This window comes from Lentzea sp. NPDC054927 (assembly GCF_053610285.1).
Genome location: NZ_JBSGXZ010000059.1, coordinates 1 through 21,488 on the forward strand (window position 1 = coordinate 1; position 21,488 = coordinate 21,488).

Annotated in this window: 16 protein-coding genes and 3 tRNA genes; 7 read left to right on the forward strand and 12 right to left on the reverse strand. The window is 69.7% G+C overall.

Going from position 1 to position 21,488, the window contains the following annotated elements; translation table 11 throughout:
• From ACWGE0_RS42035 to ACWGE0_RS42055, 5 genes are all read right to left on the reverse strand, one after another.
• Window positions 1-327: AAA family ATPase (locus tag ACWGE0_RS42035; RefSeq protein ID WP_452266467.1), on the reverse strand; the 327-nt coding region annotated here is incomplete at its 3' end.
• Complete coding sequence (locus tag ACWGE0_RS42040) at window positions 324-3,824, reverse strand: WGR and DUF4132 domain-containing protein (RefSeq protein ID WP_452266468.1); 3,501 nt, start codon at window positions 3,822-3,824, stop codon at window positions 324-326. The genes ACWGE0_RS42040 and ACWGE0_RS42035, both read right to left, overlap by 4 nt.
• Window positions 3,825-3,939: 115 nt before the next feature.
• Window positions 3,940-7,230 (reverse strand): DUF4132 domain-containing protein, encoded by a 3,291-nt coding sequence (locus ACWGE0_RS42045; protein ID WP_452266469.1) that lies wholly within the window; start codon window positions 7,228-7,230, stop codon window positions 3,940-3,942.
• A gap of 40 nt (window positions 7,231-7,270) precedes the next feature.
• Entirely contained in the window at window positions 7,271-11,074 is a 3,804-nt protein-coding gene (locus ACWGE0_RS42050; protein ID WP_452266470.1) for a DUF4132 domain-containing protein, read from the reverse strand.
• A 90-nt stretch (window positions 11,075-11,164) separates the two neighbouring features.
• Complete coding sequence (locus ACWGE0_RS42055) at window positions 11,165-12,724, reverse strand: glycoside hydrolase family 13 protein (RefSeq protein ID WP_452266471.1); 1,560 nt, start codon at window positions 12,722-12,724, stop codon at window positions 11,165-11,167.
• Window positions 12,725-13,023: 299 nt separating this feature from the next.
• Here ACWGE0_RS42055 and ACWGE0_RS42060 point away from each other — a divergent pair.
• The 3 genes from ACWGE0_RS42060 to ACWGE0_RS42070 all read left to right on the forward strand — a co-directional run bounded on the left by ACWGE0_RS42060 (window position 13,024) and on the right by ACWGE0_RS42070 (window position 13,249).
• Window positions 13,024-13,096, forward strand: a tRNA-Gln gene (locus tag ACWGE0_RS42060).
• 2 nt (window positions 13,097-13,098) lie between these two features.
• Window positions 13,099-13,175: transfer RNA gene (locus tag ACWGE0_RS42065), tRNA-His, on the forward strand.
• Window positions 13,176-13,177: 2 nt separating this feature from the next.
• Window positions 13,178-13,249, forward strand: a tRNA-Ile gene (locus ACWGE0_RS42070).
• Here ACWGE0_RS42070 and ACWGE0_RS42075 read toward each other — a convergent pair.
• On the reverse strand, window positions 13,206-13,970 hold the full coding sequence (locus tag ACWGE0_RS42075) for an inositol monophosphatase family protein (RefSeq protein WP_452266496.1): 765 nt from the start codon (window positions 13,968-13,970) through the stop codon (window positions 13,206-13,208). The genes ACWGE0_RS42070 and ACWGE0_RS42075 overlap by 44 nt on opposite strands.
• A gap of 33 nt (window positions 13,971-14,003) precedes the next feature.
• Here ACWGE0_RS42075 and ACWGE0_RS42080 point away from each other — a divergent pair, with 33 nt between their 5' ends.
• Complete coding sequence (locus ACWGE0_RS42080) at window positions 14,004-14,939, forward strand: DUF5937 family protein (protein WP_452266472.1); 936 nt, start codon at window positions 14,004-14,006, stop codon at window positions 14,937-14,939.
• Window positions 14,940-14,944: 5 nt separating this feature from the next.
• Here the strand turns inward: ACWGE0_RS42080 and ACWGE0_RS42085 are convergent, their stop codons facing one another.
• Window positions 14,945-15,601, reverse strand: a complete 657-nt coding sequence (locus ACWGE0_RS42085) for a hypothetical protein (RefSeq protein WP_452266473.1) — start codon at window positions 15,599-15,601, stop codon at window positions 14,945-14,947.
• Window positions 15,602-15,671: 70 nt separating this feature from the next.
• On the opposite strand from ACWGE0_RS42085, the gene ACWGE0_RS42090 reads away from it, so the two are divergent.
• Window positions 15,672-16,415: a DUF1684 domain-containing protein gene (locus tag ACWGE0_RS42090; RefSeq protein ID WP_452266497.1), complete on the forward strand. Its 744-nt coding sequence runs from the start codon at window positions 15,672-15,674 to the stop codon at window positions 16,413-16,415.
• Here the strand turns inward: ACWGE0_RS42090 and ACWGE0_RS42095 are convergent.
• Window positions 16,412-17,110 carry an aminoglycoside 3'-phosphotransferase gene (locus ACWGE0_RS42095; protein WP_452266474.1) on the reverse strand — a complete coding sequence of 233 codons (699 nt, stop codon included), beginning with the start codon at window positions 17,108-17,110 and terminating at the stop codon, window positions 16,412-16,414. The genes ACWGE0_RS42090 and ACWGE0_RS42095 overlap by 4 nt on opposite strands.
• Before the next feature lie 119 nt (window positions 17,111-17,229).
• Between ACWGE0_RS42095 and ACWGE0_RS42100 the strand changes: the two genes are divergently transcribed.
• Complete coding sequence (locus tag ACWGE0_RS42100) at window positions 17,230-17,574, forward strand: peptidase inhibitor family I36 protein (protein WP_452266475.1); 345 nt, start codon at window positions 17,230-17,232, stop codon at window positions 17,572-17,574.
• A gap of 1 nt (window position 17,575) precedes the next feature.
• Here the strand turns inward: ACWGE0_RS42100 and ACWGE0_RS42105 are convergent, their stop codons facing one another.
• Window positions 17,576-18,490 (reverse strand): hypothetical protein, encoded by a 915-nt coding sequence (locus ACWGE0_RS42105; protein ID WP_452266476.1) that lies wholly within the window; start codon window positions 18,488-18,490, stop codon window positions 17,576-17,578.
• A 308-nt stretch (window positions 18,491-18,798) separates the two neighbouring features.
• Window positions 18,799-18,993, reverse strand: coding sequence for a hypothetical protein (locus ACWGE0_RS42110; RefSeq protein ID WP_452266477.1), 195 nt, complete (start codon window positions 18,991-18,993; stop codon window positions 18,799-18,801).
• A gap of 4 nt (window positions 18,994-18,997) precedes the next feature.
• Here ACWGE0_RS42110 and ACWGE0_RS42115 point away from each other — a divergent pair, with 4 nt between their 5' ends.
• On the forward strand, window positions 18,998-19,192 hold the full coding sequence (locus tag ACWGE0_RS42115; protein ID WP_452266478.1) for a hypothetical protein: 195 nt from the start codon (window positions 18,998-19,000) through the stop codon (window positions 19,190-19,192).
• On the opposite strand, the gene ACWGE0_RS42120 is transcribed toward ACWGE0_RS42115, so the two are convergent.
• Complete coding sequence (locus tag ACWGE0_RS42120) at window positions 19,161-20,138, reverse strand: LacI family DNA-binding transcriptional regulator (protein WP_452266479.1); 978 nt, start codon at window positions 20,136-20,138, stop codon at window positions 19,161-19,163. The genes ACWGE0_RS42115 and ACWGE0_RS42120 overlap by 32 nt on opposite strands.
• Entirely contained in the window at window positions 20,135-21,487 is a 1,353-nt protein-coding gene (locus tag ACWGE0_RS42125) for a GH1 family beta-glucosidase (protein ID WP_452266480.1), read from the reverse strand. The genes ACWGE0_RS42120 and ACWGE0_RS42125 overlap by 4 nt, the downstream gene beginning before the upstream one ends.
• Between the last annotated feature and the right edge of the window lies 1 nt (window position 21,488).

A 21,488-nucleotide genomic window follows, 5' to 3' on the forward strand; every position in this document is an offset into this window, starting at 1 on the left:
GCCCTGGATGGTGAGCGTCGATTCACCGCAGACCGCCGCCGCGATCAGCTCCGACAGCAACGACTTGGCCGTACCGGGTTCACCGACGAGCATCAGGCCGCGGCTGGTCGCCAGCGTCACCAACGCTCTGTCCACAAGCGACGGATCACCGACGAACTTCTTGGTGATACCGCGCTTGTCGTCACCGACCACGAACTTGCGCGCGGCGTCGAGGCTCAACGCCCAGCCCGGCGGCTTGGGCGCGCTGTCGGCCTCGCGCAGCCGGGCGAGCTCGTCGGCGTAGCGCACCTCGGCGGGCGGGCGCTGCATCGTCTGGGTGCTGGTCATGACCGCAGGGACTCCAGTTCGGAGAGGAGCTCGGAGATGGTGATCGGGTCGACGTCGAAGGTGCTCGGCGCGTCCTTCGGCGCGGACCACGCGCCGTAGCCGTTGGGGGAGAACCACACGTCGTGGAAGCTGACCTCGGGGAAGACGTCGACGGCACCGACGGCGATCCCGGGGTCGAGCCGCGCGACGAGAGCTCCGCCGCCGGGGAACGGCCGCGTGATCCAGCACTCGACGCCTGCGTCCTGGGGTTCGCCGCGGACCCAGCCCTTCTTGGTGAGGCCGAGAATCTTGCCGATCGGGTGAGCGACGTCGCAGTACTTCCTGATGTGGGGCAGGAGGTCTTCCGCGGACACCACGTGCACCGGGCGGCCCAGCTGCGGGAACGGCTGGAGGATCTCGTAGTCGGCGAACACCTCACCCCACGCGTGCGCCGCGTCCTGAAGCTCCACCGCGTGTGCCACCCGGACGACGGCGTTCTCGGAGAGCGTGAATTCGTCGTCGCCCGAGTCGGCGAGGGTGCGATCTTCGGCCAGGCGGAACGACTTCCCCTCGTCGGTGATCCAGACCAGGCGGCGGACCACGTGCCAGAGCAACGGGTGCGCGGCCAGCACGGTGTGGAACTCCTCCGCCGTCCAGGTGCGCTGGTCGACCATGGCGCGCTCGAGGCGCTGGATCTGGTCGGACGCGATCGTGCGGACGTCCTTCTTCAGCGTCATGTACCGCTTGTGCTCCAGCGGGGCGAGCTCCTGGTCGTCCTTGGCGCCCGGCTTCGGGAGGTCCTTGCGGCGCTTGCCGTCCGGGTCGAGCACGAACGGCTTGAGCTGCTCGTCGAAGCCCACGGTGAACTGCCGGCTGCCGTAGTCGATCACCAGGGTCGCGGCGTCGTCGAGGCCGAGGCGCGGCACGAGGCGGTCGGACAGCTGGTCGCGGCTCAGGCCCAGTTCGGCGGCGATCTGCGAGACCTTCTCCTGCGCGCGGGTCTTGAGGCCCTTGAACGACACCTTCTCCGCGATGCTGTTCAGGTGCGACAGCGCTACCTCGGTGCCGATGTCCGCGAGCACGTCCAGGCCGGCGACCGCCCTGGCGTGCTGGCTCTCGCCCGGCCAGTTGCGGATCATCGGGGACAGCGCGCGGACCGTGTCGTCGTTGCCGAACCAGCCGAGTGCGGTGAGCGCCCAGCCTTCCTTCGACGGGCCGCCCGCTTTCTGCCACTGTTCGAAAACGGCCCACGCGAACGCCGCCAGCGAGCCCGGATCGAGCGCCTCGCGGGCGATCGGCAGGCCCGCGTAGACGTCGCCGGGCTTGGACAGCGCGGCGGTCATCAGCAGGTGGCTCGCGGCCTCGGGGGACAGCGCGTGCTTGCGGTCCGCGAGCAGGACCTGGGGCAGGAGCCGGGTGTCGGCCCACTCGCCGATCACCGGGAGCTTCACGGGCAGCACGTCGACCGGATCGACGGACAGCACGACGTCGATCGCGGCTTCCGCGCCGCAGTCCCCAGCGATCGCGGCCACGTCCACGCCGAGACTCCGCAGGTGCCGCAGTGCCGTCTCCGCGTTGCGGCGGGGGATGCCCGGCTTGCCCGCGGCGGCGGGGATGAGCAGACGGGCGGCCTGGTCGCGGTGGCGGGCCAGCCACTCGGCGCCCCAGCGCCTCGGCTGCTTGGTCCGCGCGAACCAGTCCGCCATCACCGCGGCCACCTCGGGGGTGGCGAACGGCAGCAGCACCAGACCTGTGCCGCCAGGGGAGGACTGGACGTGCCGCAGGAGCGCGGGTGCCGCGTCGACGCCGAACCGGGCGGCGATGTTCTTGCCCCATTCCTCGACGCCGTAGCTGTAGTTCGGCTGCCAGTCCGCGAGCAGGTGCCGCACCTCGTCCACGGGTGCGAGGAGGAACAGGTCGTTGTCGTAGTAGCCGACGACGCCCGCGTTGTACTCCGCGAGCAGCTTCTTCCAGTCGTGGTGGTCCTGCCGCCATTCGGTACCCGACGCCAGCCACTGCTCGTGCTCGCCCGGCTCCCATCGCACGGCCACCTCCGGCACCGGCAGGTCCGTCAGCACCACGGGCTTCACCGGCGGGCGGCGGTTCAGCCACGGCGGCGAGGCCAGCAACGACGGCAGCTGGTCCGCGGTGGCTTCCGGCGCGGTCGCGGCTCCGCTCTCGGCGAGCACGGCGGCGGCCTCCGCCGGAATGTCGAGAGCCGGGTTCGACATCAGGTGGGCGCTCAACAGCCGGCGAACGTCCTCGCTCGACGACACCCGCTCCGCCAGCAACCGGGCGGCCCGCGCCGGGAACGCGGCCATCGCGGACAGCACCGCCGGCCGCACGTACTTGGTCTCCAGCCGGTCGAGCAGGATGGTGAACGCCTCGTCGGTGGGCAGCGCCGCCAGCACCTTCAGCACCTGCTTGCGGCCGTCCGCACGCTGGTAGGCCATGTCGGTGTCGAGATTCTCGGCGAGCAACGGCGCGATGGCGGGCCCCAGCACGTACAGCGCCGTGTACAGCAGGAACGCCTGCTGGGTCAGCGATTGGCCGGCGTGGTCGTAGTCCTCGTAGCTGCTGGCGCTGCACGGCAGCAGCCACCACCGGCTGCCCGTGTACGACTGCTTGCACACCTCGGCGAACCAGTCGGCCCGCGAGGGCACCAGGTACGACCGCAGCTCCTTCACCGTGGCCGTCGCCTTCATCTCCTCCAGCGCGGCTTCCGCGGCCTCGTGCGCGGTGCTGTCCGCGACCGCGAGGGCGTACCGGACGGCGGTGAGCATCTGGCCTTCTGGTTCGTTCACCGACGTCTGGTAGCCGTGGCGCCGGGTCTGCAGGCGGATGTCGGTGTACTCGCCCCGCCGCTCGTCCCACTGCTTGGAGAAGGTCAGGCCCATGAACTCGACGACTGCGCTCGCGGCGAACGCCACATCGTGATCGGCGATCCAGGAGTGCACCGACTGCGGCCCGGTCGCCGTGATGGCCGCGATCGCCGCGGCACCAACGGGATTCGGCTGTCCGGTGAGGTGTTCCCTGGCCGCTGCCACCAGCTCGGCCTTGGAGCCCTTGGTGGCCAGCGCGCGCTCGATCGCCTCGGCCTGCTCGACCACCTGCTGACGGGCTTCCTCCGCCTTCGCGGTGTCCACCGTGAACTCCGGAGCCGGGTCGAACCCGCGCTGCCGCACCACGTCTCTCAACCACGCTCTGGGCATGACCCAGGTGTCCTCGTCGACGACCACGGGCTCCGCGGTGGCGGTTGCGGTTACTTCGGTGACGGAAGCAGTTTTCGGCAGTTCGGCGGCAGAGCTGACTGAGCCGGCCGCGACGTAACCCTTCTTCTCCTTCTCCGCCACCAGCTTCGCGGCGTGCGCCTCGGCCGCCTCCGGGGATGCGAGCTCCTTGACCTGGGTCTGGCCGGCCGTCTCCAGCCGTCCGAACCGGACGGTCACCACGGCGCCGTCCCGCCCGATCTCCCAGAACTTCGCCGAGCCACCCGAGACGAGTTCCCACCTGCGCACTGCCGTACCCCCTGGGGTCAGAAAACGGAGCCGATGTCCACGGACGTTACCCAGAGGGTCCGACAATTCTTTACGGTCAGCTTAAAGAACTGCTCAGACCCCCTGCGGCACACCGTCACGTGTGGAGGGACTCCAGTTCGGACAGCAGTTCGGACGCCGTGATCGGGTCGACCCCGACGGCCGACGGCGCGTTCTTCTGCGAGGACCAGTAGCCCTGGCCGTCGGCCGAGTACCACAGCTCGACGAACTTGATCTCCGGGAAGATGTCGATCGCGCCCACGGCGATGCCGGGGTCCATGGCGGCCACAATCGCGCCGCCGCGCGGGAGCGGCCGGGTGATCCAGCACTCCACGCCACCGTCCTGGGGTTCGCCGCGAACCCAGCCCTTCTTGGTGAGGCCGAGGATCTTGCCGATCGGATGGTTGACGTCGCAGTACTTCTTCAGGTGCACGAGCAGATCCTCGCCCTGCGGCAGGACGTGCAGCGACCGGCCCAGCTGCGGGAACGGCTGGAGGATCTCGTAGTCGGCGAACACCTCGCCCCACGCCTCCAGGACGTCGTGGAGGTCCACCGGGTGCGCCACGCGAACCGTCGCGCTGCCGGGCAGCGTGAACTCGTCGTCGGCCGAGTCGGCCAGGGTGCGGTCTTCGGCCAGACGGAACGACTTGCCCTCGTCGGTGATCCAGACGAGGCGCCGGACGATGTGCCACAGCAACGGATGCGCGGCCAGCACGGTGTGGAACTCCTCGGCCGTCCACGTCCGCTGGTCGACCATGGCGCGTTCGAGGCGGTGGATCTGGTCGGCGGCGACCGTGCGGACGTCCTTCTTCAACCCGGCGTAGCGCTTGTGCTCCAGCGGTGCGCGGTCCTGGTCGTCCTTCGCGCCGGGCTTGGGCAGCTCCTTGCGGCGCTTGCCGTCCGCGTCGAGCACGTACGGCTTGAGCTGCTCGTCGAAGCCGACGCGGAACTGGCGCGGGCCGTAGTCGACGACCAGCGACGCCTCGTCGTCGAGACCCAGCCGCGGGACCAGCCGGTCCGCCAGCTGGTCGCGCGACAGGCCCAGTTCGGCGGCGATCTGCGAGACCTTCTCCTGGGCACGCGTCTTGAGGCCCTTGAACTTCACCTTCTCGGCGATGCCGTTCAGGTGGGACAGCGCCACCTCGGTGCCGATGTCGGCGAGGACGTCCAGCCCCGTCACGGCCCTGGTGTGCTGGCTCTCGCCCGGCCAGACGCGGATCAGCGGGGAGAGCGCCCGGACCGTCGAGTCGTCGCCGAACCAGCCGAGGCAGTTCAGCGCCCAGCCCTCCTTCGACGGCGCCCCGGCGTCCTGCCAGCGTTGGAAAACAGCCCACGCGAACTCCGCGAGTGAGTCCCGGTCGAGCGCCTCCCGAACGATCGGCAGACCGGCGTAGACGTCGCCGGGCTTGGACAGCGCGGCCGTCATCAGCAGGTGCCGGGCGGCTTCCGGGGACAGCGCGTGCTTGCGGCCGGCGAGCAGAACCTGGGGAAGCAGCCGGGTGTCCGCCCACTCGCCGATCGACGGCAGCTTGACGGGCAGCACGTCGACCGGGTCGATGGACAGCAGCGCCTCGAGGCCCGCCGCCACGTCGGCGGTGGGTGCCAGGGCCACCACGTCGACACCCTGGCCGTGCAGGTAGCGGATCGCGATCTCGGCGTTGCGCCGCGCGGCACCCGGTGCACCGAGCGCGGCGGGCATGAGGAACCGCGCGGCCATCTCGCGGTGCCGGACCATCCAGCTCAGCGCGAGCTTGCGCACCTGCTTGAGCCGTACCAGCCAGTCCGCCATCAGCGTCGCCACCTCGGGCGTGGCGAACGGAAGCACGATGACAGCGGCGTTGGAGTTGGACTCGGCTATTCGCACCAGCGGTGCCAACGCGTCCAAGCCGAACCGCGCGGCCAGGACCTTGCCGGTGGGCTCGGAGCTCCAGCCCAGCTTCGGCTGCCAGTCCACCAGCAGGTGCCGCACCTCCTCCTCTGGCGCGAGGGCCAGCAGCAGACGCATGCGGTGCCCGATCCGGCCGGCTTCGTATTCCGCCATCAGCTGCTGCCACGTCTCGCGGGTGTTCCAGTAGCCGGACGTCAGCCACTCCTCGCGCTCGCCCGGCTCCCACACCAGCGACGGCGCGGGCACCGGCACGTCCTCGACCACCACGGGCTGCACCGTCGGGCGGCGGTTGATCCACGGCGGCTGGACGAGCAACGACGGCAACGCCTCCGTCGGCGCCTCCGGGACCGCGGCTGACTCGGCCGCCGTGAACCCGTCGGGCCCTTCGAGGTGCGGGTTCGACTTGAGGTGGACGCTGAGCAGCTGCCGCACCTCGGCGTTGCGGGAAGCACGTTCGCCGAGCAGCCGAGCCGCCCGCGCCGGGAACGCGGCCATGGCGGACAGCACCGCGGGCCGCACGTACTTCGCGTCGAGCCGGTCGAGCAGGATGGTGAACGCCTCGTCGGTCGGCAGCGTCGCGAGGGCCTTCAGCACCTGCTTGCGGCTGTCCGCCCGCTGGTGCGGGTTGTCGAGCTCCTTGGCCAGCAACGGCGCGACGCTCGGCCCCAGCACGTACACCGCGGTGTGCAGCACGAACGCGCCGTTGGTCACCCCGACCTGAGCCTGCTCGAACTCGTCGTAAGTGCTGGCGCTGCAGGGAAGCATCCACCACCGGACCGAGTAGTCCGGATGGTTGCACGCCTCGTCGAACCAGTCGGTCCGCGACGGCACCAGGTACGTCCGCGTCATCCGGACGTCGGTCCGCGCGTCCAGCACGGCCTCCGCGGCCTCGCGTTCGGCGTCGTCCGCCACGGCCAGGGCGTACCGGAGCGCCGTGAGCATCTTGCCCTGCACGCTCTCCGAGATGATGTGCGTGACGGTGCCGTGCCGGTGCAGGTGCGGATCGCGCCACCCGTTGATCGCCGCGTTCCACACGGCGGAGGCGCTGATGCCGAAGGACTCGATGAGTGCCTCCACCGCGAAGGCCAGCCCGTGGTCGGCGATCCAGTGGTGCACCGACGCCACGTCGCACTTGGTCATGACCGCGATCGTGGCCGCGCCGACGGGATTCGCTTGGCCGGCCAGGTGATCGTGGACGGCCTGCACCAGTTCGGGTTCGGAGTCTGGTGCGGTCAGCAGCCGGTCGAGGGTGGCGGCCTGGGCCACCTGCCGTTGGCGTGCTTGGTTGGCCAGGTCGGGGTCCAGTGAGAAGATCGGCGCCGGATCGAACCCGCGCTGCCGGATCACGTCTCGCAGCCACGTCCTGGGCATGACCCAGGTGTCCTCGTCGGCGGCCTCAGGCGTGTCGACTGAGCGGTGGCCCTTCTTCTCCTTTTCTGCCAACAGCTTCGCGACGTGTGCCTCGGCCTCCTGCGCCGAGGCCAGCTCCGAGCTGTGCACTGCCGTACCTCCTGAACACGATCCGAAAGTTTGCCGTGGGTCACGCACGCAGCGATTCCAGTTCCGCGAGGAGTTCTGATGCGGTGACCGCGTCGATGTCGAGTCTCGCCGGGCTGCCGCCGCGCGGGGCGCTCCAGGAGCCCGCGCCGCTCTGGGAGAACCAGATGTCGTCGAACGACATCTCGGGGAACATGTCGACCATGCCCACCGTGATGCCGGGGTCCAGGGAGGCGACCAGGGCGCCGCCGCGGGGGAGTGGGCGGGTGATCCACGCTTCGCAGCCGTTGTCCTGGGGTTCGCCGCGCACCCAGCCTCGGTTGGTGAGGCCGAGGACCTTGCCGGTCGGCACGGTGTGGCCCACGTACTTCCGCAGTTGCGGGATGTGGTCCTCGTCCGGAGTGAAGGCGAAGGTCGGGCGGCTCAGTTGCGGGAAGGGTTGCAGGATCTCGTAGTCCGCGAAGATCTCGCCCCACGCGTCGAGGGTGTCGGTCAGGTGCACCGGGTGGGCCACGCGGACGGTGGTGCCCTCCGGCAGGGTCACCTCGTCGTCCTCGGCGCCGGCGAGGGTGCGGTCCTCGGCCAGGCGGAAGGTCAGGCCTTCGGCGGTGATCCACACCAGGCGGCGGACCACGTGCCAGAGCAGGGGGTGCCCGGTCAGGACTGTGTGGAACTCCTCGGTGGTCCAGGTGCGCTGGTCGACCATGGCGCGTTCCAGGCGGTGGATCTGGTCGGTGGCGATCGTGCGGACGTCCTTCTTCAGCACGGAGAAGCGCTTGTGCTCGGCGGGCGCCAGGTCCTGGTCGTCTTTGGCGCCTGGCTTGGGCAGGTCCTTGCGGCGGTTGCCGTCCGCGTCCAGTACGTAGGGCTTGAGCTGTTCGTCGAAGCCCACGGTGAACTGGCGTGGGCCGTAGTCGATGACCAGAGTCGCGGCGTCGTCCAGGCCTAGACGCGGGACCAGGCGGTCGGACAGCTGGTCGCGGGAGAGGCCCAGGGCCGCGGCGATGTCCGTCACCTTCTCCTGGGCGCGTGCCTTGAGGCCCTTGAACTTCACGCGTTCCGCGATGCTGTTCAGGTGGGTCAGTGCGACCTCGCTGCCGATCTGGGCGAGCACGTCCAGTCCGGCGACGGCCCTGGCGTGCTGGCTTTCGCCCGGCCAGGCGCGGATCAGCGGCGCCAGGCAGCGGACGGTCTCGTCGTCGCCCCACCAGCCGAGCGCGGTGAGGGCCCACGCGTCCTTCGCCGGAGCGCCAACGTCCTGCCAGCGGCCGAAGACGGCCCAGGCGAACTCCGCCAGCGACGTGCGGTCGCAGGCTTCCGCGGCGAGCGGCAGGCCGGGGTAGACGGCGTCCGGTTTGGACAGTGCGGCGGTCATCAGGAGGTTTCTGGCGGCGTCCGCGGACAGTGCGTGCTTTTGGTCGCTCAGCAAAACCTGGGGGAGCAGGCGGTGGTTCGCCCAGTCGCCGATCGCCGGCAGTTTCGCGGGGAGGACGTCGAGCGGGTCGACGTCGATCAGCGTGCGGATCGCGGCGGCGGCCTCGGCGCTGAGCGAGGCGGCGATGGCGATGACGTCGACGCCCGTTTCCAGGTGGAGGTGGCGGACGGCGAACTCGGCGTTGCGGCGGCGAGGCCCGGCCGCACCCAGCGCGGCGGGCAGCAGGAGACGGGCGGCGGCCTCGCGGTGGCGGGCGAGCCAGGACACGGCGAACGCGCGTGCGGTCTTGAGGCGTACCAACCAGTCCGCCATCAGCTCGGCGACCTCTGGCGTGGCGAACGGGAGCAGGACCACGCCGGAGACGTGCGGGTTGCTCGCGGCCAGGAGCAGCATCGGGGGCAGCGCGTCCATCCCGAACCGGGCTGTGATGCGCTTGCCCCAGGTCTCGCTTCCCCAGGTGTCGCTGGGAGTCCAGTCGGCGAGCAGCGGACGGGCGAGCTCCTCCGGGCCCGCCTCGAACAGCCTCTGTTCGTAGTGTCGACTGCTGCGCGCCCTGACCGCTGCCGCCAGCACCTCCCAGTTGTGGGTCTGCCCGGACCACCAGCCGGTGAGCTCCTTCCACTCCTCACGCTCGCCAGGCAGCCACGTGACGTGCGCTGCCGGCGTCGAAAGATCCTTCAGCACCACAGGTTTCGGCTGCGGCTTGCGGTGCGCCCACGGCGGCTCGGCGAGCACTCGCGGCAGCGCTTCGGCCGGCGCGTCCGGCAGCGTCTCGGGCACCGGCGTGCCCGGCGGCAGTTCGATTTCGGGGTGCGTGAGGACGTGCATGCGCAGCAGTTGGCGAACGTCCGGGTCGTTGGCCGCGCGAGGGGCCAGCAGCCTTGCCGCTCTGGCCGGGAACGAGTCCATCGCGGACAGCAGCGCGGGCCGGACATAGCGCTCCTGCAAGCGGTTCAGCAGCATCAGGAACGCCTCGTCGGTCGGCAGCGCCGCCAGCACCTCGAGCGCGAGCTTGCGGTTGTCCGCGGTCCACTCGACCTTGGCTCGCAGTTCCGCGTCGAGCACCGGCGCGAGCGCGGGACCGAGGACGTACAGGGCCGTGTAGACACCACGCGGCGACCAGATCAGGTGCCCGTGGTTCAAGCGGCGAAGGTGCTCCACCGTGCTGGCCGAGCCGTGCACCATCCAGTGCGCGCCCGACCGGACGGCGTTCGCCTCCTCGAACCAGTCGTGCCGCGTCGGGGCCAGGAAGGCCCGCGCGACCTGCCCGAACGACGTGGTGCCGACCTTCTCGAGCTGCGCGATGGCCGCGTCGTAGGTCTCGGCGTCGGTGACCGCCAGCGCCGTCCGGACGTCGATCAGCGCGATGGCCTCGAAGGAGTTGTCCCCCAGGTGGTGCGGCAGCGACACCCTGAGGTGGTGGCCGTACCAGTCCCCGGTCTCCCGGTCCTTCCAGTTGTGGATCACCGTCATCCCGTGGTGCACCACTGCCGCGGCGGCGAACGGCAGCCCGTACTCCTCGATCAGCCAATGCGCGGGCGACGTGGAACTCAACGGCACACTCGCGAGCACCCCGGCACCCAGCGGGTCGAGCCGGCCGTCGAGGTGATCACGCAGCGCCCGCACGAGGTCCTGGTCCGAGTCCGGATGGGACAGCACCTCGGCGACCCGGTCGGCGTGCGTCGCGATCTCGTCGCGGAGGACCTGCGCCTTCGCGGAGTCGACCGCGAACTTGGGCCAGGGCCTGACGTCTCTTCGGCGCAGCGCCTGCCGCAGCCACTCCGCGGGCATGATCCAGGTTTCCTCGTCGAGGGGAGGCTCGACGGGAACGGTCGCGGTGGAAGGCGCGTCAGGGGAGGCCGGTGGGGAGGCGAGGGTGGTGGCCGCGGCGGGAGCCGGTGGCGCGGCGGAAGCCGGCGTGGCGAGGGAAGCGGGCGACGCGGCGGGAGCCGGTGAGGCGGCGGATGCAGGTGGCACGGGGGATGCGGGTGGCGCGGCTGGAGCGGCGGACGCGGCGGAAGCCAGTGGGGTTGCGGAAGGCGGCGGCGTGGCAGGGGAGGCGTGCGACGCGATGGAAGCCGGTGTGGCGGTGGAAGTTGGTGAGGCAGCGGAAGCGGGCGGCGCACCGGGACCCGTTGGTGCGGCGGGGGAAGATGCTGTGGAGGTTGCGGGCGGGGTGGTGGGAGCGGGAGGCACCGCGGCAGTGTCAGCGACGCTGCGGTAGCCCTTCTTTTCCTTTTCTGCCACCAGTTTGGTGACGTGCGCCTCGGCCGCCTCCGGGGACGCGAGCTCCTTGATCTGGGTTTGGCCGGCCGTCTCCAGCCGTCCGAACCGGACGGTGACCGAGGCGCCGTCGCGGCCGATCTCCCAGAACTTCGCCGAGCTGCCCGAGACGAGTTCCCACCTGCGCACTGCCGTCCCCCTGAATGCGGTCCGAAGCTGATGTCAACGGACCGTACTCAGGGGGTCTGACAATTACTGATGATCAGGCGAAGTGGCTGGTCAGAGCTCCCACCAGAGGGCGGTGTCGGGTGGCAGGAGCAGTTCGCCGTCGCGCACGCCGTAGTACGAGGACGCCAGCAGCACGGCGCCCGGATCCGGGAGCGTCACGACGGAGCCGGAGAGGTTCACCGCGCACGCGATGCCCCGGCCGTCGGCCCGGCGCTCGAACCACAGCACGTCGACTGGGCCGTCGACCCATGTCACGCCGTCGCCGGCGCCCAGGGCCGGGTGTTCGCGGCGGGCGCGCAAGGCGTTGCGGTAGAAGGACAACATCGAGTCCTGGTCGCCCGCCTGTGCCTCCACGCTGAGCTTTGCCCAGTCTGCGGGCTGCGGCAGCCATGAGCCGCCCGGGCCGAAGCCGAGTGAAGGGCCCGAGGAGGACCACGGCAGCGGTACGCGGCAGCCGTCGCGGCCGCGTTCGGTGTGGCCCGACCGTTCCCACATCGGGTCCTGCAGCACGTCGTCCGGCAGGTCCAGCACCTCGGGCAGACCCAGTTCCTCGCCCTGGTACAGGTAGACCGAACCCGGCAGCGCCAGCATCAACGCCAGGGCGGCGCGCGCTCGCCGCACGCCGGTCTCGCCGCCGCCGTAGCGCGTCACGTGCCGTTGCACGTCGTGGTTGGACAGCACCCAAGTCGTAGGCGCGCCAACGGGTGCAACGGCGGCCAGCGACGAGTCGATGACTGAGCGCAACGCGTCGAATGTCCACTCCGCCGTGAGGTAGTGGAAGTTGAACGCCTGGTGCATCTCGTCGGCACGCAGGTACATAGCGGTCCGCTCGGCGGAAGGCGTCCACGCCTCGGCCACCAGAACGCGCTCGCCGTCGTAGGAGTCCACGACGGCGCGCCACTCGCGGTGGATCTCGTGCACGCCGTCCTGGTCGAAGAACGGCAACGCCTCCGTGCCCAGCAGCTTGAGCTGGTCCGCGTGCCCGATGTCCGGCAGGCCGGGCGCCTTGATCATCCCGTGCGCCACGTCCACCCGGAATCCGTCGACGCCCAGGTCCAGCCAGAACCGCAGCACGTCGCGGAACTCCGCCCGCACCTCCGGCAGGTCCCAGTTCAGGTCGGGCTGTTCCGGCGCGAACAGGTGCAGGTACCAGGACCCGTCGGCGACGCGGGTCCAGGCCGGGCCGCCGAACACCGACTCCCAGTCGTTCGGTGGCTGGTCGCCCACGCCCTCGCGGAAGATGTAGCGCTCACGGCCGCGCCCGGCCAGCGCCTCCTGGAACCACGCGTGCTGGTCGGAGCTGTGGTTCGGCACGATGTCGACGATCACGCGGATCCCGAGCCCGTGCGCGTCCGCGACCAGCGCGCGCACGTCGTCGAGGTCGCCGAACTGCGGGTCCACCGCGCGGTAGTCCGCCACGTCGTAGCCGCCGTCGGCCATCGGCGAGGCGTAGAACGGCGTGATCCAGACAGCGTCGACGCCCAGGTCGCGAAGATGTGGCAGGCGTGAGCGGATGCCGGGCAGGTCGCCGACGCCGTCGCCGTCCGAGTCCGCGAAGCTGCGCACGTAGACCTGATAGATGACGGCGTGCCGCCACCAGTCCTGGGACATGTCCTTTGCCTTCCGACGGGGTGTGTCAGCGGTCCAGGAAAGACGTTGCAAAAGTTTTCCGCAAGTCGGCTTGAGGAATGGTGGAGTGAACCTTCAAGATCTGCAAACTTTTGCAACGCCCTAAATTGCGTTGCAACACCGACGCGCCGTCCGTCAGAGTGGTTCTCGACGAACCGGGGAAGGGAGCCAGCCGTGATGCAACACATGCGCCATCAGCAGGTCTGGTGCTCCTCGGCATGAGCTGACTCATGTCTCCGGGGAGCCGTCCCGTCGCCGTCGCGACGAGGCGGCTTTTTTGATGCCCGTTGGTCCAATTGGCACGGACGCCGCGCTCTGGACGCGGAGATCGAGGTTCGAGTCCTCGACGGGCAGCTGTGACCGAAGCCGAAGCAGTCGAGGCGCCAGGTTGTGATCCTGGTCGAAGCCGGTGCGAGTCCGGTCGGTCACCCCAAACGCGCGGGATCCGGCGATCACCCAGGCCTCATAAGCCTGGGGTGCCTGGTTCGACACCAGGACGCGCGACCAGCAGGGCGAGGAAGGCGTCGTGCACGACACCGTTGGTGGCCAGCACGACGTCCTCCTCGATCACCGTCACGCGCCCGCCGGCCTCCTCCACGAGCACCGGCAGGCACGCCAGGTCGAACTCGTCCAGACCGGCACCGGCCGCGATCACCGCGTCGACCTCGCCGGTGATCAGGCTCAGCACCGACATGCTCCCGTCCACCACGACGCACTGATCGAGCACCGGTTTCCTCTTGCCGTGCAAGCACACTCGCGCGCCGTCGACGGCGTCCGTGGTGGACACACGGGCCGCCTCTTCGCGTCTGCCCCGGAAGACCCGGCAGCCGATGCCCCGTGCCGCCGCCATGGTGATGTCCAGTGACGGCATCGCGGAGACCGCCAGCGAACCCTCCAGTGCCAGGTCTACCGAATACGTCGGCCGACCGGCCACGAAGTCGGCCGTGCCGCTGATCGGGTCCACCAGCCAGCGCCTGCCCGATGTTCCCGACCGCTCGGGGCGTTCCTCACCGGCGACCGCGTCCTCGGGCACGGCCTCCGCCAGCCTCCTGCGCACGAGATCCTCGATCGCGAGGTCGATGGCGGTCACCTCGCTGCCGTCGTCCTTGTACTGCACGTGCAGGGTGTCCGAGGTGAACGCGCACGAGGCCAGTTCCGCGGCCTCCCGCACGATGCGCAACGCCAGTTCCAGATCGGTCGACATGGTCGAGAGCCTGTCGACACCCATCGCTGATGCGTAACTGATGTAGCGTTGTGCTACATGATCGAGTTCGTGCTGGGCGAGTCCGACCTGGTGGACGTGCGGTTCGCGGTCTCGCCGCTCAGCGAGCTCACGCTCAGCCTGCGGGTGCTGAAGGACCCGGCCAAGTACCCGCTGCACGTGCCGTGGGCACGCCGGATCCGCGACGTCGACGCCGAGGTCCTGCTGGCCCTGTCCAACGACCGCGGCTGGACACCCGACTTCCTCAGCCCCCGCCCGGTGACACCGTTCGCCCGGATCGAGGACGAGTTCGCCGCGCTCCGCGAGATCTCCACGCGCACCATGCGACGCGACTTCCGCGCGGTGCTCGGGGAGGTGCCCGCGGTCCTGCGAGACCGCGATCGAGTGTTCGACGCGCTGGAGACCTACTGGCACGCCGCCCTCGCGGGTCACTGGGGACGGATGCGCACGGTGCTCGAAGCGGACATCGCCCACCGCGGCCGCGACATGGCCCAGCGCGGGCTGGCGGCGATGTTCTCCGGGATTTCCGACCGGATCACCTTCACCGGCCAGGTCGTCCAGGTGCGGATCAAGGGCGCTCCGGCGTGGCGGGTGGAGGCCGCGGGACAGGGGCTCACCCTGATGCCCAGCGTGTTCGCCCGGCACACGGCGGTGCCGGTCGATCCCGGTGCACCGCCGTTGCTGATCTACGCCGCCCGCGGCGCCGGCACGGTGTGGGAGACCGGGCGCGGCCGTGGCCCCGCCGCTCTGGCCGGTGTGCTCGGCCAGGTGCGGGCCGATCTGCTGGCGGGGCTCGCGGAACCGTGTTCCTCCACCGATCTCGCCCGGCGCACCGGCGTCACGACCTCGGCGGTCAACCAGCACCTGAGAGCGTTGCGCGACGCCGGACTGCTGGCCTCCCAACGCCACGGCCGCAGCGTCGTGTACGCCCGGACCGAACTGGGCGACGCCCTCGTGTCCCGCTCGGTCGAATAAGGCGGCTACTTCATCGGTTTGCGGAGCTCGGCGGCACGGGCGCCGTACCGTTCGGCGAGCTTCTCGTCGACGAACTGGTCTGCGGTACGCCCGTTCAGTTCGACCGCGTCACTGAGTGCCTTGAACAACGCTTCCAGATCGATGACCCACGACGTGCCGTTGACGCCGTGTCCGAACGGAATGCGGACCTGGGCGTAGCCGGGCAACGAAGCCAACGCGCTGGCACGCGGCTCTTCGACCTTCACCTCGCTGAGCTCGGCCGGCTTCAGGAGGTCACGTGAAGCCACCAGCAGCAGCCTCAACGCGCCTGCCTCGTCGAACACGCCCTGCGGTGAGTTCGAGGTCCGCATCTCGTACACCTGAAGGCGGTGCACCACGGGAAGCTGGGCGAGCTGGGCTTCGGTGCTGCTGACCGCGTGCTTGACCATCGACTCCGCGAACGCGTACGCGTCGAGCGTGCACAGGAACATCGCGTCGTCGTTCTTGCTGTTCAGCGCTTCGACGAAACGGGTGAACCTGGTCTGGATGTCCTGTTCCAGGGCGGACCGCGGAGCCGTCGTCTCCGGTCTTCTGGACGGCTCGGGTTCGGGTTCGGGCACCGGTGTCGTGCCGCACGCCGCCAGCGTCACCGCGATGACCAGCGCCCCCAGTGTCAGCCTCATGGCCGGATGATAGGTCGTCTCACCCCTTGGAACAGGGAAGACTGCCCACGTGAGGTCCGTTGGCATGGACATGAGCGGCTTCGCGGAGGACTGGCAGACCTGGAAGACGGAGCGGGAGAAGAGCCTGGCCGACCCCTATGGGTGGCTCGCGCTGGTCTCGCTCGACTGGCTGGAGACGACCCCTCGCGCCTATGACGGCCTACCGGGCGTGTGGTGGCAGGACGACGACGCGGCGTACTGGCGCAACGACGGGGAGCCGCAGCGGTTCGAGCTTGTCCAGAGCGGCGCCGGCCAGCGCGTCGAGGTCGGCGATGTCGAGATCGAGATCGCTCGCCGCGGCGGGTACCTGATCCGCGTGCACGACCCGAAGGCCGAAGTGCTCCGGAACTTCAAGGGCGTGCCGTCGTACGAGCCACAAGAGCAGTGGGTGCTGGAGGGCGTCTACGAACCGTTCGACGCACCTGTCCCCACGACGGTCGGTGCGGTCGTGGAGGGCCTTAGCCACGTGTACGAGGCGCCGGGCCGTGTGCGGTTCACGCACAACGGCGCCGAGCACACACTGACGGCGTTCAACGGCCGCAACGGCGGGTTGAGCATCCTCTTCACCGATGAGACCAGCGGCGTCACCACTTATGCGGCGAACAGGTCGCTCGCGGCAACTCCGAGCAACGGCACGGTCGTGCTCGACTTCAACCGCGCGACGAACCTGCCGTGCGCGTTCACCGACTTCGCCACCTGCCCGTTGCCACCGGCGGGCAACCACCTGCCGTTCGGCGTCCTGGCGGGGGAGAAGACGCCCTACGAGCGAGGTTAGAAGAACTCGTCGAGCAACTGGTACCACTTGAGCAACGACGGGCGGGGGACGAGGCCGTAGGCGCGATCGAACGCGGCTACGGCCTCCTCGTCGAGTCCCCTGTGCACCAACGCGATGTCGCGATGCCGGTCGGACACTCCCAGCCGCGACACGTCGATCAGCACGGTCGAGCCGTCCGGGCGCAGCAGCACGTTCGGCCGGCAGAAGTCCCCATGTGCCACCACGAGATCCTCGGTCTCGGGGGCGGTGGCGACCAGCCTCTCCAGCAACTCTTCGGGCGTGATGCCCAGGTTCTCGTCGTCGAAGTCGCCGGCATCGACCACACCCGTCTCGACGTTGTGCCGAGCCTTTTCCAGCACAACTGGAATCCTTGCGTCGTAAGGACATGAGCTCGTCGGCAGCGCGTGCAACGACCGCAGCACCGTGCCCATGACGGTTCCCGCGAGCACGGGATCCACAGTGGCGAGCGACGGTGCACCTACATCGGCCAGCACCAGCCAGTCGTCGGCGAACGCCTTGATGGCCGGCACCTCGAAGTGCTTGCCCAGCCACAACAACCGATCGCGCTCGTCCGTCCCGGCGCGCTTCACGTAGCTGGAGCCCACGTGCCACACGTCGCCGGACAGTCCTTCGTGGTCGCTGGACCACACCGCGTCCGGGCCGACCGCGCGCAACACCTCCGCAGGGATCTCCACCTGATCATTGTGTCCTCGCCGGTGCCGGGTGACCAATTGAGTTTCGGTACCGCAAATCCTTGACGTGGCAACGGGAACACCGGAATGGTTGAGGACAAAGGGGAACCTGGGGAGGAACCATGAAGAAGATCGCCGTTGTCCTGTGCGCGCTGGCCGGTCTCGCCATCACACCTGCTGCGCAGGCGGCCGAACCGGACTGCACGTTCACCGACGCGTTCTGCGCGTGGGACCAGATCAACTACGAGGGTGCGAAGTTCAACGTCGTGCCGCTCGGCTCGTCGACGTGCGTGGATCTCGTCGAACACGGCTGGGGCAACCGGATTCGCTCCGCCTACAACAACAGCACCAAGACCGCGTCGCTGTTCGCGAGCGACGACTGCACCGGCCGGCCCTACCCGATCGACGGCAAGACCGGCCAGCCCAACATCACGTTCCAGGCGGGAAGCGTGTTCATCCAGCGCTGACTCACTCGCAGGCGATGCCGTCCTTGTCGCTGTCCAAACCGTAGATGTCACTGCCGATGACGCGGATCGGGCCTGCCACGTACGCGGGCCCGTTTCCGCTGCCTCCAGCGCAGTCCACGTCCGACGCGATCGGCACGCACCCGCTGTAGTTCGAGTCGCACGCGGGCTGCGGCGCCGGGGCGGGCACGGGCTGGGGTTGCGGCTGAGGGTTGGGCTGAGGGTTGGGCTGCGGGTTCGGCTGAGGCTGCGGTTGTGGTTGTGGCTTCGGCTGTGCGACCGCCGGAGGAGTGGTGGTCGTAGTAGTCGTTGTCGTGGTGGTGGACGTGGTCGTCGATGTCGTGGTGCTCGTCGGCGCGGAGGTCGTGGTCGTAGTGGTGGGAGCGGCCGTGGTGGAAAGTCCCGACGCCGCCTTGTTGACGTTCGACGGACCGCTCATCACCGCGCCCACAACACCGATCGCGATGAAGAACGCGAACAGGCTGGCCGCACCGATCGCCACCGGTGGCACCCACGACTTGGACCTGGACGCGACCGGCACCACCGCGCCACGAGGAATCTCGCGCGGCATGCGGAGTACGACCTGCAGCAGGCCGTTGTTCCCGCGCTGGACCAACGCCGCCGACCCGGTCGACCCACCGCCGGACTCCACGTGCATGAGCACCGGCGCATACCGTTGCGACATCAGGAAAGTCAGCTCACCGACCCGCTGCCCGTCGAGCCGCACCTCGATCCCGCGCTGACCGCGGTACTTGCCGGCGGCGATCATGCACCACGTCAGGTGCACGGCGACCTGCCGCGTCACACCGTCCGGAACGGCGTACCGGGCCAGCACGTCCTGGTGGTGCTCCTCGCCGGTGACGGTCACCGTCACCTCACCGGGCACCATCACCAGGCCGGCAGCCGAGTTCTCGATCACTGTCGCACTCCCTCAAGACGGGGTTCGTACGGCAGGACCATCGGGGGACCACCGTGGGTGTTACCGAGAGTGCCGCGATGTTGTGCCGATCGGGTGAAAACGGGCCTCAAGCGTCACGCAGCGTCGATGATCACCGATGTAACTCTTTCTGGCACGGCCCCAGCGTCGGGCACCGCCCTCCTGCCGCCTCCACCAGCCGAGACACCCGGCGAACTCGCTGACCTGCTGGCGCAGTTCGCCGACGCCGCGAGCCAGGCAGTGGAGACCGCGGGCCCGCGCTACCTCGCCTACTTCCCGGCCGGCGGCCTCTACAGCTCGGTCCGTACGGCACCGGCGTCCTGCTGGTTCGCGACGAGGCGAAGCTGCGCGCCGCCCACGTGGCCGACGGCGACTACCTGCAGCATCTCGACCACGGCACCGGCGTGCCCGACTACTCCGACCTCGGGCCCGAGCTGACGAGGGAGTTCCGCGGCCTGCGCATCTGGCTGCCCGTCCGACCTCACCGTCGTGGTGTTCCGCAGCGCCGACAGCGAGCAACTCCTGAAAGACCTCAACGATTCCGGCAACTTCTTCCTGTCCAGCACCAGGCTCGACGGCAGGTTCACGCTGCGGATCTGCGTGCTCAGCCACCGCACCCACCGCGAACACGTCGACGGGGTGATCGAGCTGATCAGGCGCTTGTCCGCAGCACCAGCGAAGTAGGCAGCAGCACCGACGGCGGCAGCCCCTCCTCGCCCTCGATCTCGGCGAGGAGACGCCACATCAGCATGCGCCCGAACCGTTCCACGTCCTGCCGCACGGTCGTCAGCGGCGGCACGGCCGGCACGGAGTCGTCGAACCCCACCACCGCGACGTCGTCCGGTACCCGTCGGCCGTGGGCGTTCAGGACCTGCAACGCCCCGAGAGCCATGATGTCCGCGGCCACGAACACCGCGTCCAGTTCGGGTTCCCGGGCCAGCAACGACGTCATCGCCGACGCGCCGCCCTCGGGTGTGAAGTCGCCGTACGCCACCAGGTCCGTGCGGCGGCCGGACATCGCTCGCCGCCATCCGGACAGCCGGTCGAGCCCGACCGCCATGTCCGCGGGCCCGGCGATGGTCGCGATCCGCCTGCACCCCAGCGAGATGAGGTGCCTGGTCGCGTTCAGCGCGCCGGTGAAGTTGTCCGAGTCGACGTACGGCACCGGGCCGCCGGCGAGTGGACGCCCGCCTGCCACCACCGGCAAGCCGTTGTCGTGCAACAACGACAGCAACGGGTCGTGGCCGTGCATGCTGAGCACCAACGCGCCGTCCACGTGCCCGCTGGTCAGGTACGACCCGACGTCGCCCGGCTCGCTCATCATCAGCACCAGTTGCGCGCCATGTCCGGCCAGTTCGGCGTGCACGCCGCGCATCACCCCGGCGAAGAACGGATCCGCGAGCACGCGGCCGCTCGTTTCCGAGACCACCAAGGCGATCGCGTTCGCCCGATGCCCAGCCAACGACCGTGCGGCCTGATTCGGCGTGTAGCCGAGCTGGATGACGGCCCGCCGTACTGCTTCCCGCGTCCGAGTGCTCACGTGCGGTGCGCCGGTGAGCACTCGGGACACGGTGGACTTCGACACCCCGGCCACCCTGGCGACCTCGTCGATGCCGGGGCGCCGGGTCACGGTGCGACTGTGTTGCTGCGCGCCACCTCGGAGAACCAGCGGGCGCTCATCTTCGGCGTCCGCACCTGCGTTTCGTAGTCGACGTGCACGATGCCGAACCGCTTCGCGTACCCCTCGGCCCACTCGAAGTTGTCCATCAACGACCAGCAGAAGTAGCCCCGCAGGTCCACTCCTGCCTCGATCGCGGCGTGTGCTGCCCGCAGGTGCGAGGCGATGTACTCGGTGCGGTCCGCGTCGTCGACCCCGGGGAGGTCGGGGTACGCGGCGCCGTTCTCGGTGATGTACAAGGGGATCGGCGGGTAGTCGCGGTGCACCCGCAGCAGCACGGACGTGAGGCCGTCCGGCCGGACCTCCCAGTCCATGTCGGTGCGCGGCGCGTCTTCCCTGCGCGGGAACGAGTGCTCGCCGACCCCGATCCACGGCGACGGCAGGGTTTCTCCCGGCTCGGCGCTGACGAAGTGCTCGGAGTAGTAGTTCACGCCGAGCATGTCGAGCGGCGTGGAGATCACCGTGAGGTCGCCGTCCTTGACCAGCTCGGAGAACCCGAGCGGAGCCAGGTCCTCCACGACGTCTTCCGGATACCGTCCGTGCAGCAACGGGTCCAGGAAGATCCGCTGCTGCAACCCGTCCAGCCGGCGCGCCACGTCCAGGTCGGCCTCGGACGCCGGGTCGGCGGGGATGATCGGGTACATGTTGAGCGTGATCCCGGCCTCGGCGCCCGCGTCGCGGATCACCTGGGCCGCCATGCCGTGCCCGAGCAGCAGGTGGTGCACCGCGGCCGCCGCTGCCGACGGCTCGGTCCGGCCGGGCGCGTGCACTCCCGACGCGTACCCGAGGAAGGCCGAGCACCACGGTTCGTTCAACGTCGTCCACGAGCTGATCCGGTCGCCCAGCGCCTCGATCGTGGTCTGCGCGTACTCGGCGAACCGGAACGCCGTGTCCCGCGCCGCCCACCCGCCGAGGTCCTCGAGCTTCTGCGGCAGGTCCCAGTGGTAGAGCGTGGGCCACGGGCGGATGCCGTGCTCCAGCAACGTGTCGATCAACCGCCGGTAGAAGTCGAGACCGGCCTGGTTCACGGCACCGCCGTCCGGCCGCACCCGCGGCCAGGCGATCGAGAACCGGTAGGCGGCGAGGCCGAGGTCGGCCATCATCGCCACGTCCTGCTCGATCCGCCGGTAGTGGTCGGCGGCGGGCTCGCCGGTGTGCCCGCCCACGATCTTGCCCGGTACGCGGCAGAACGCGTCCCAGATCGAGTCAGTGCGGCCGTCGACCTCGGTCGCGCCCTCCACCTGGAACGCCGCGGTAGCGGCTCCCCACAGGAATCCTTCTGGGAAAACTATGTTTTCCACC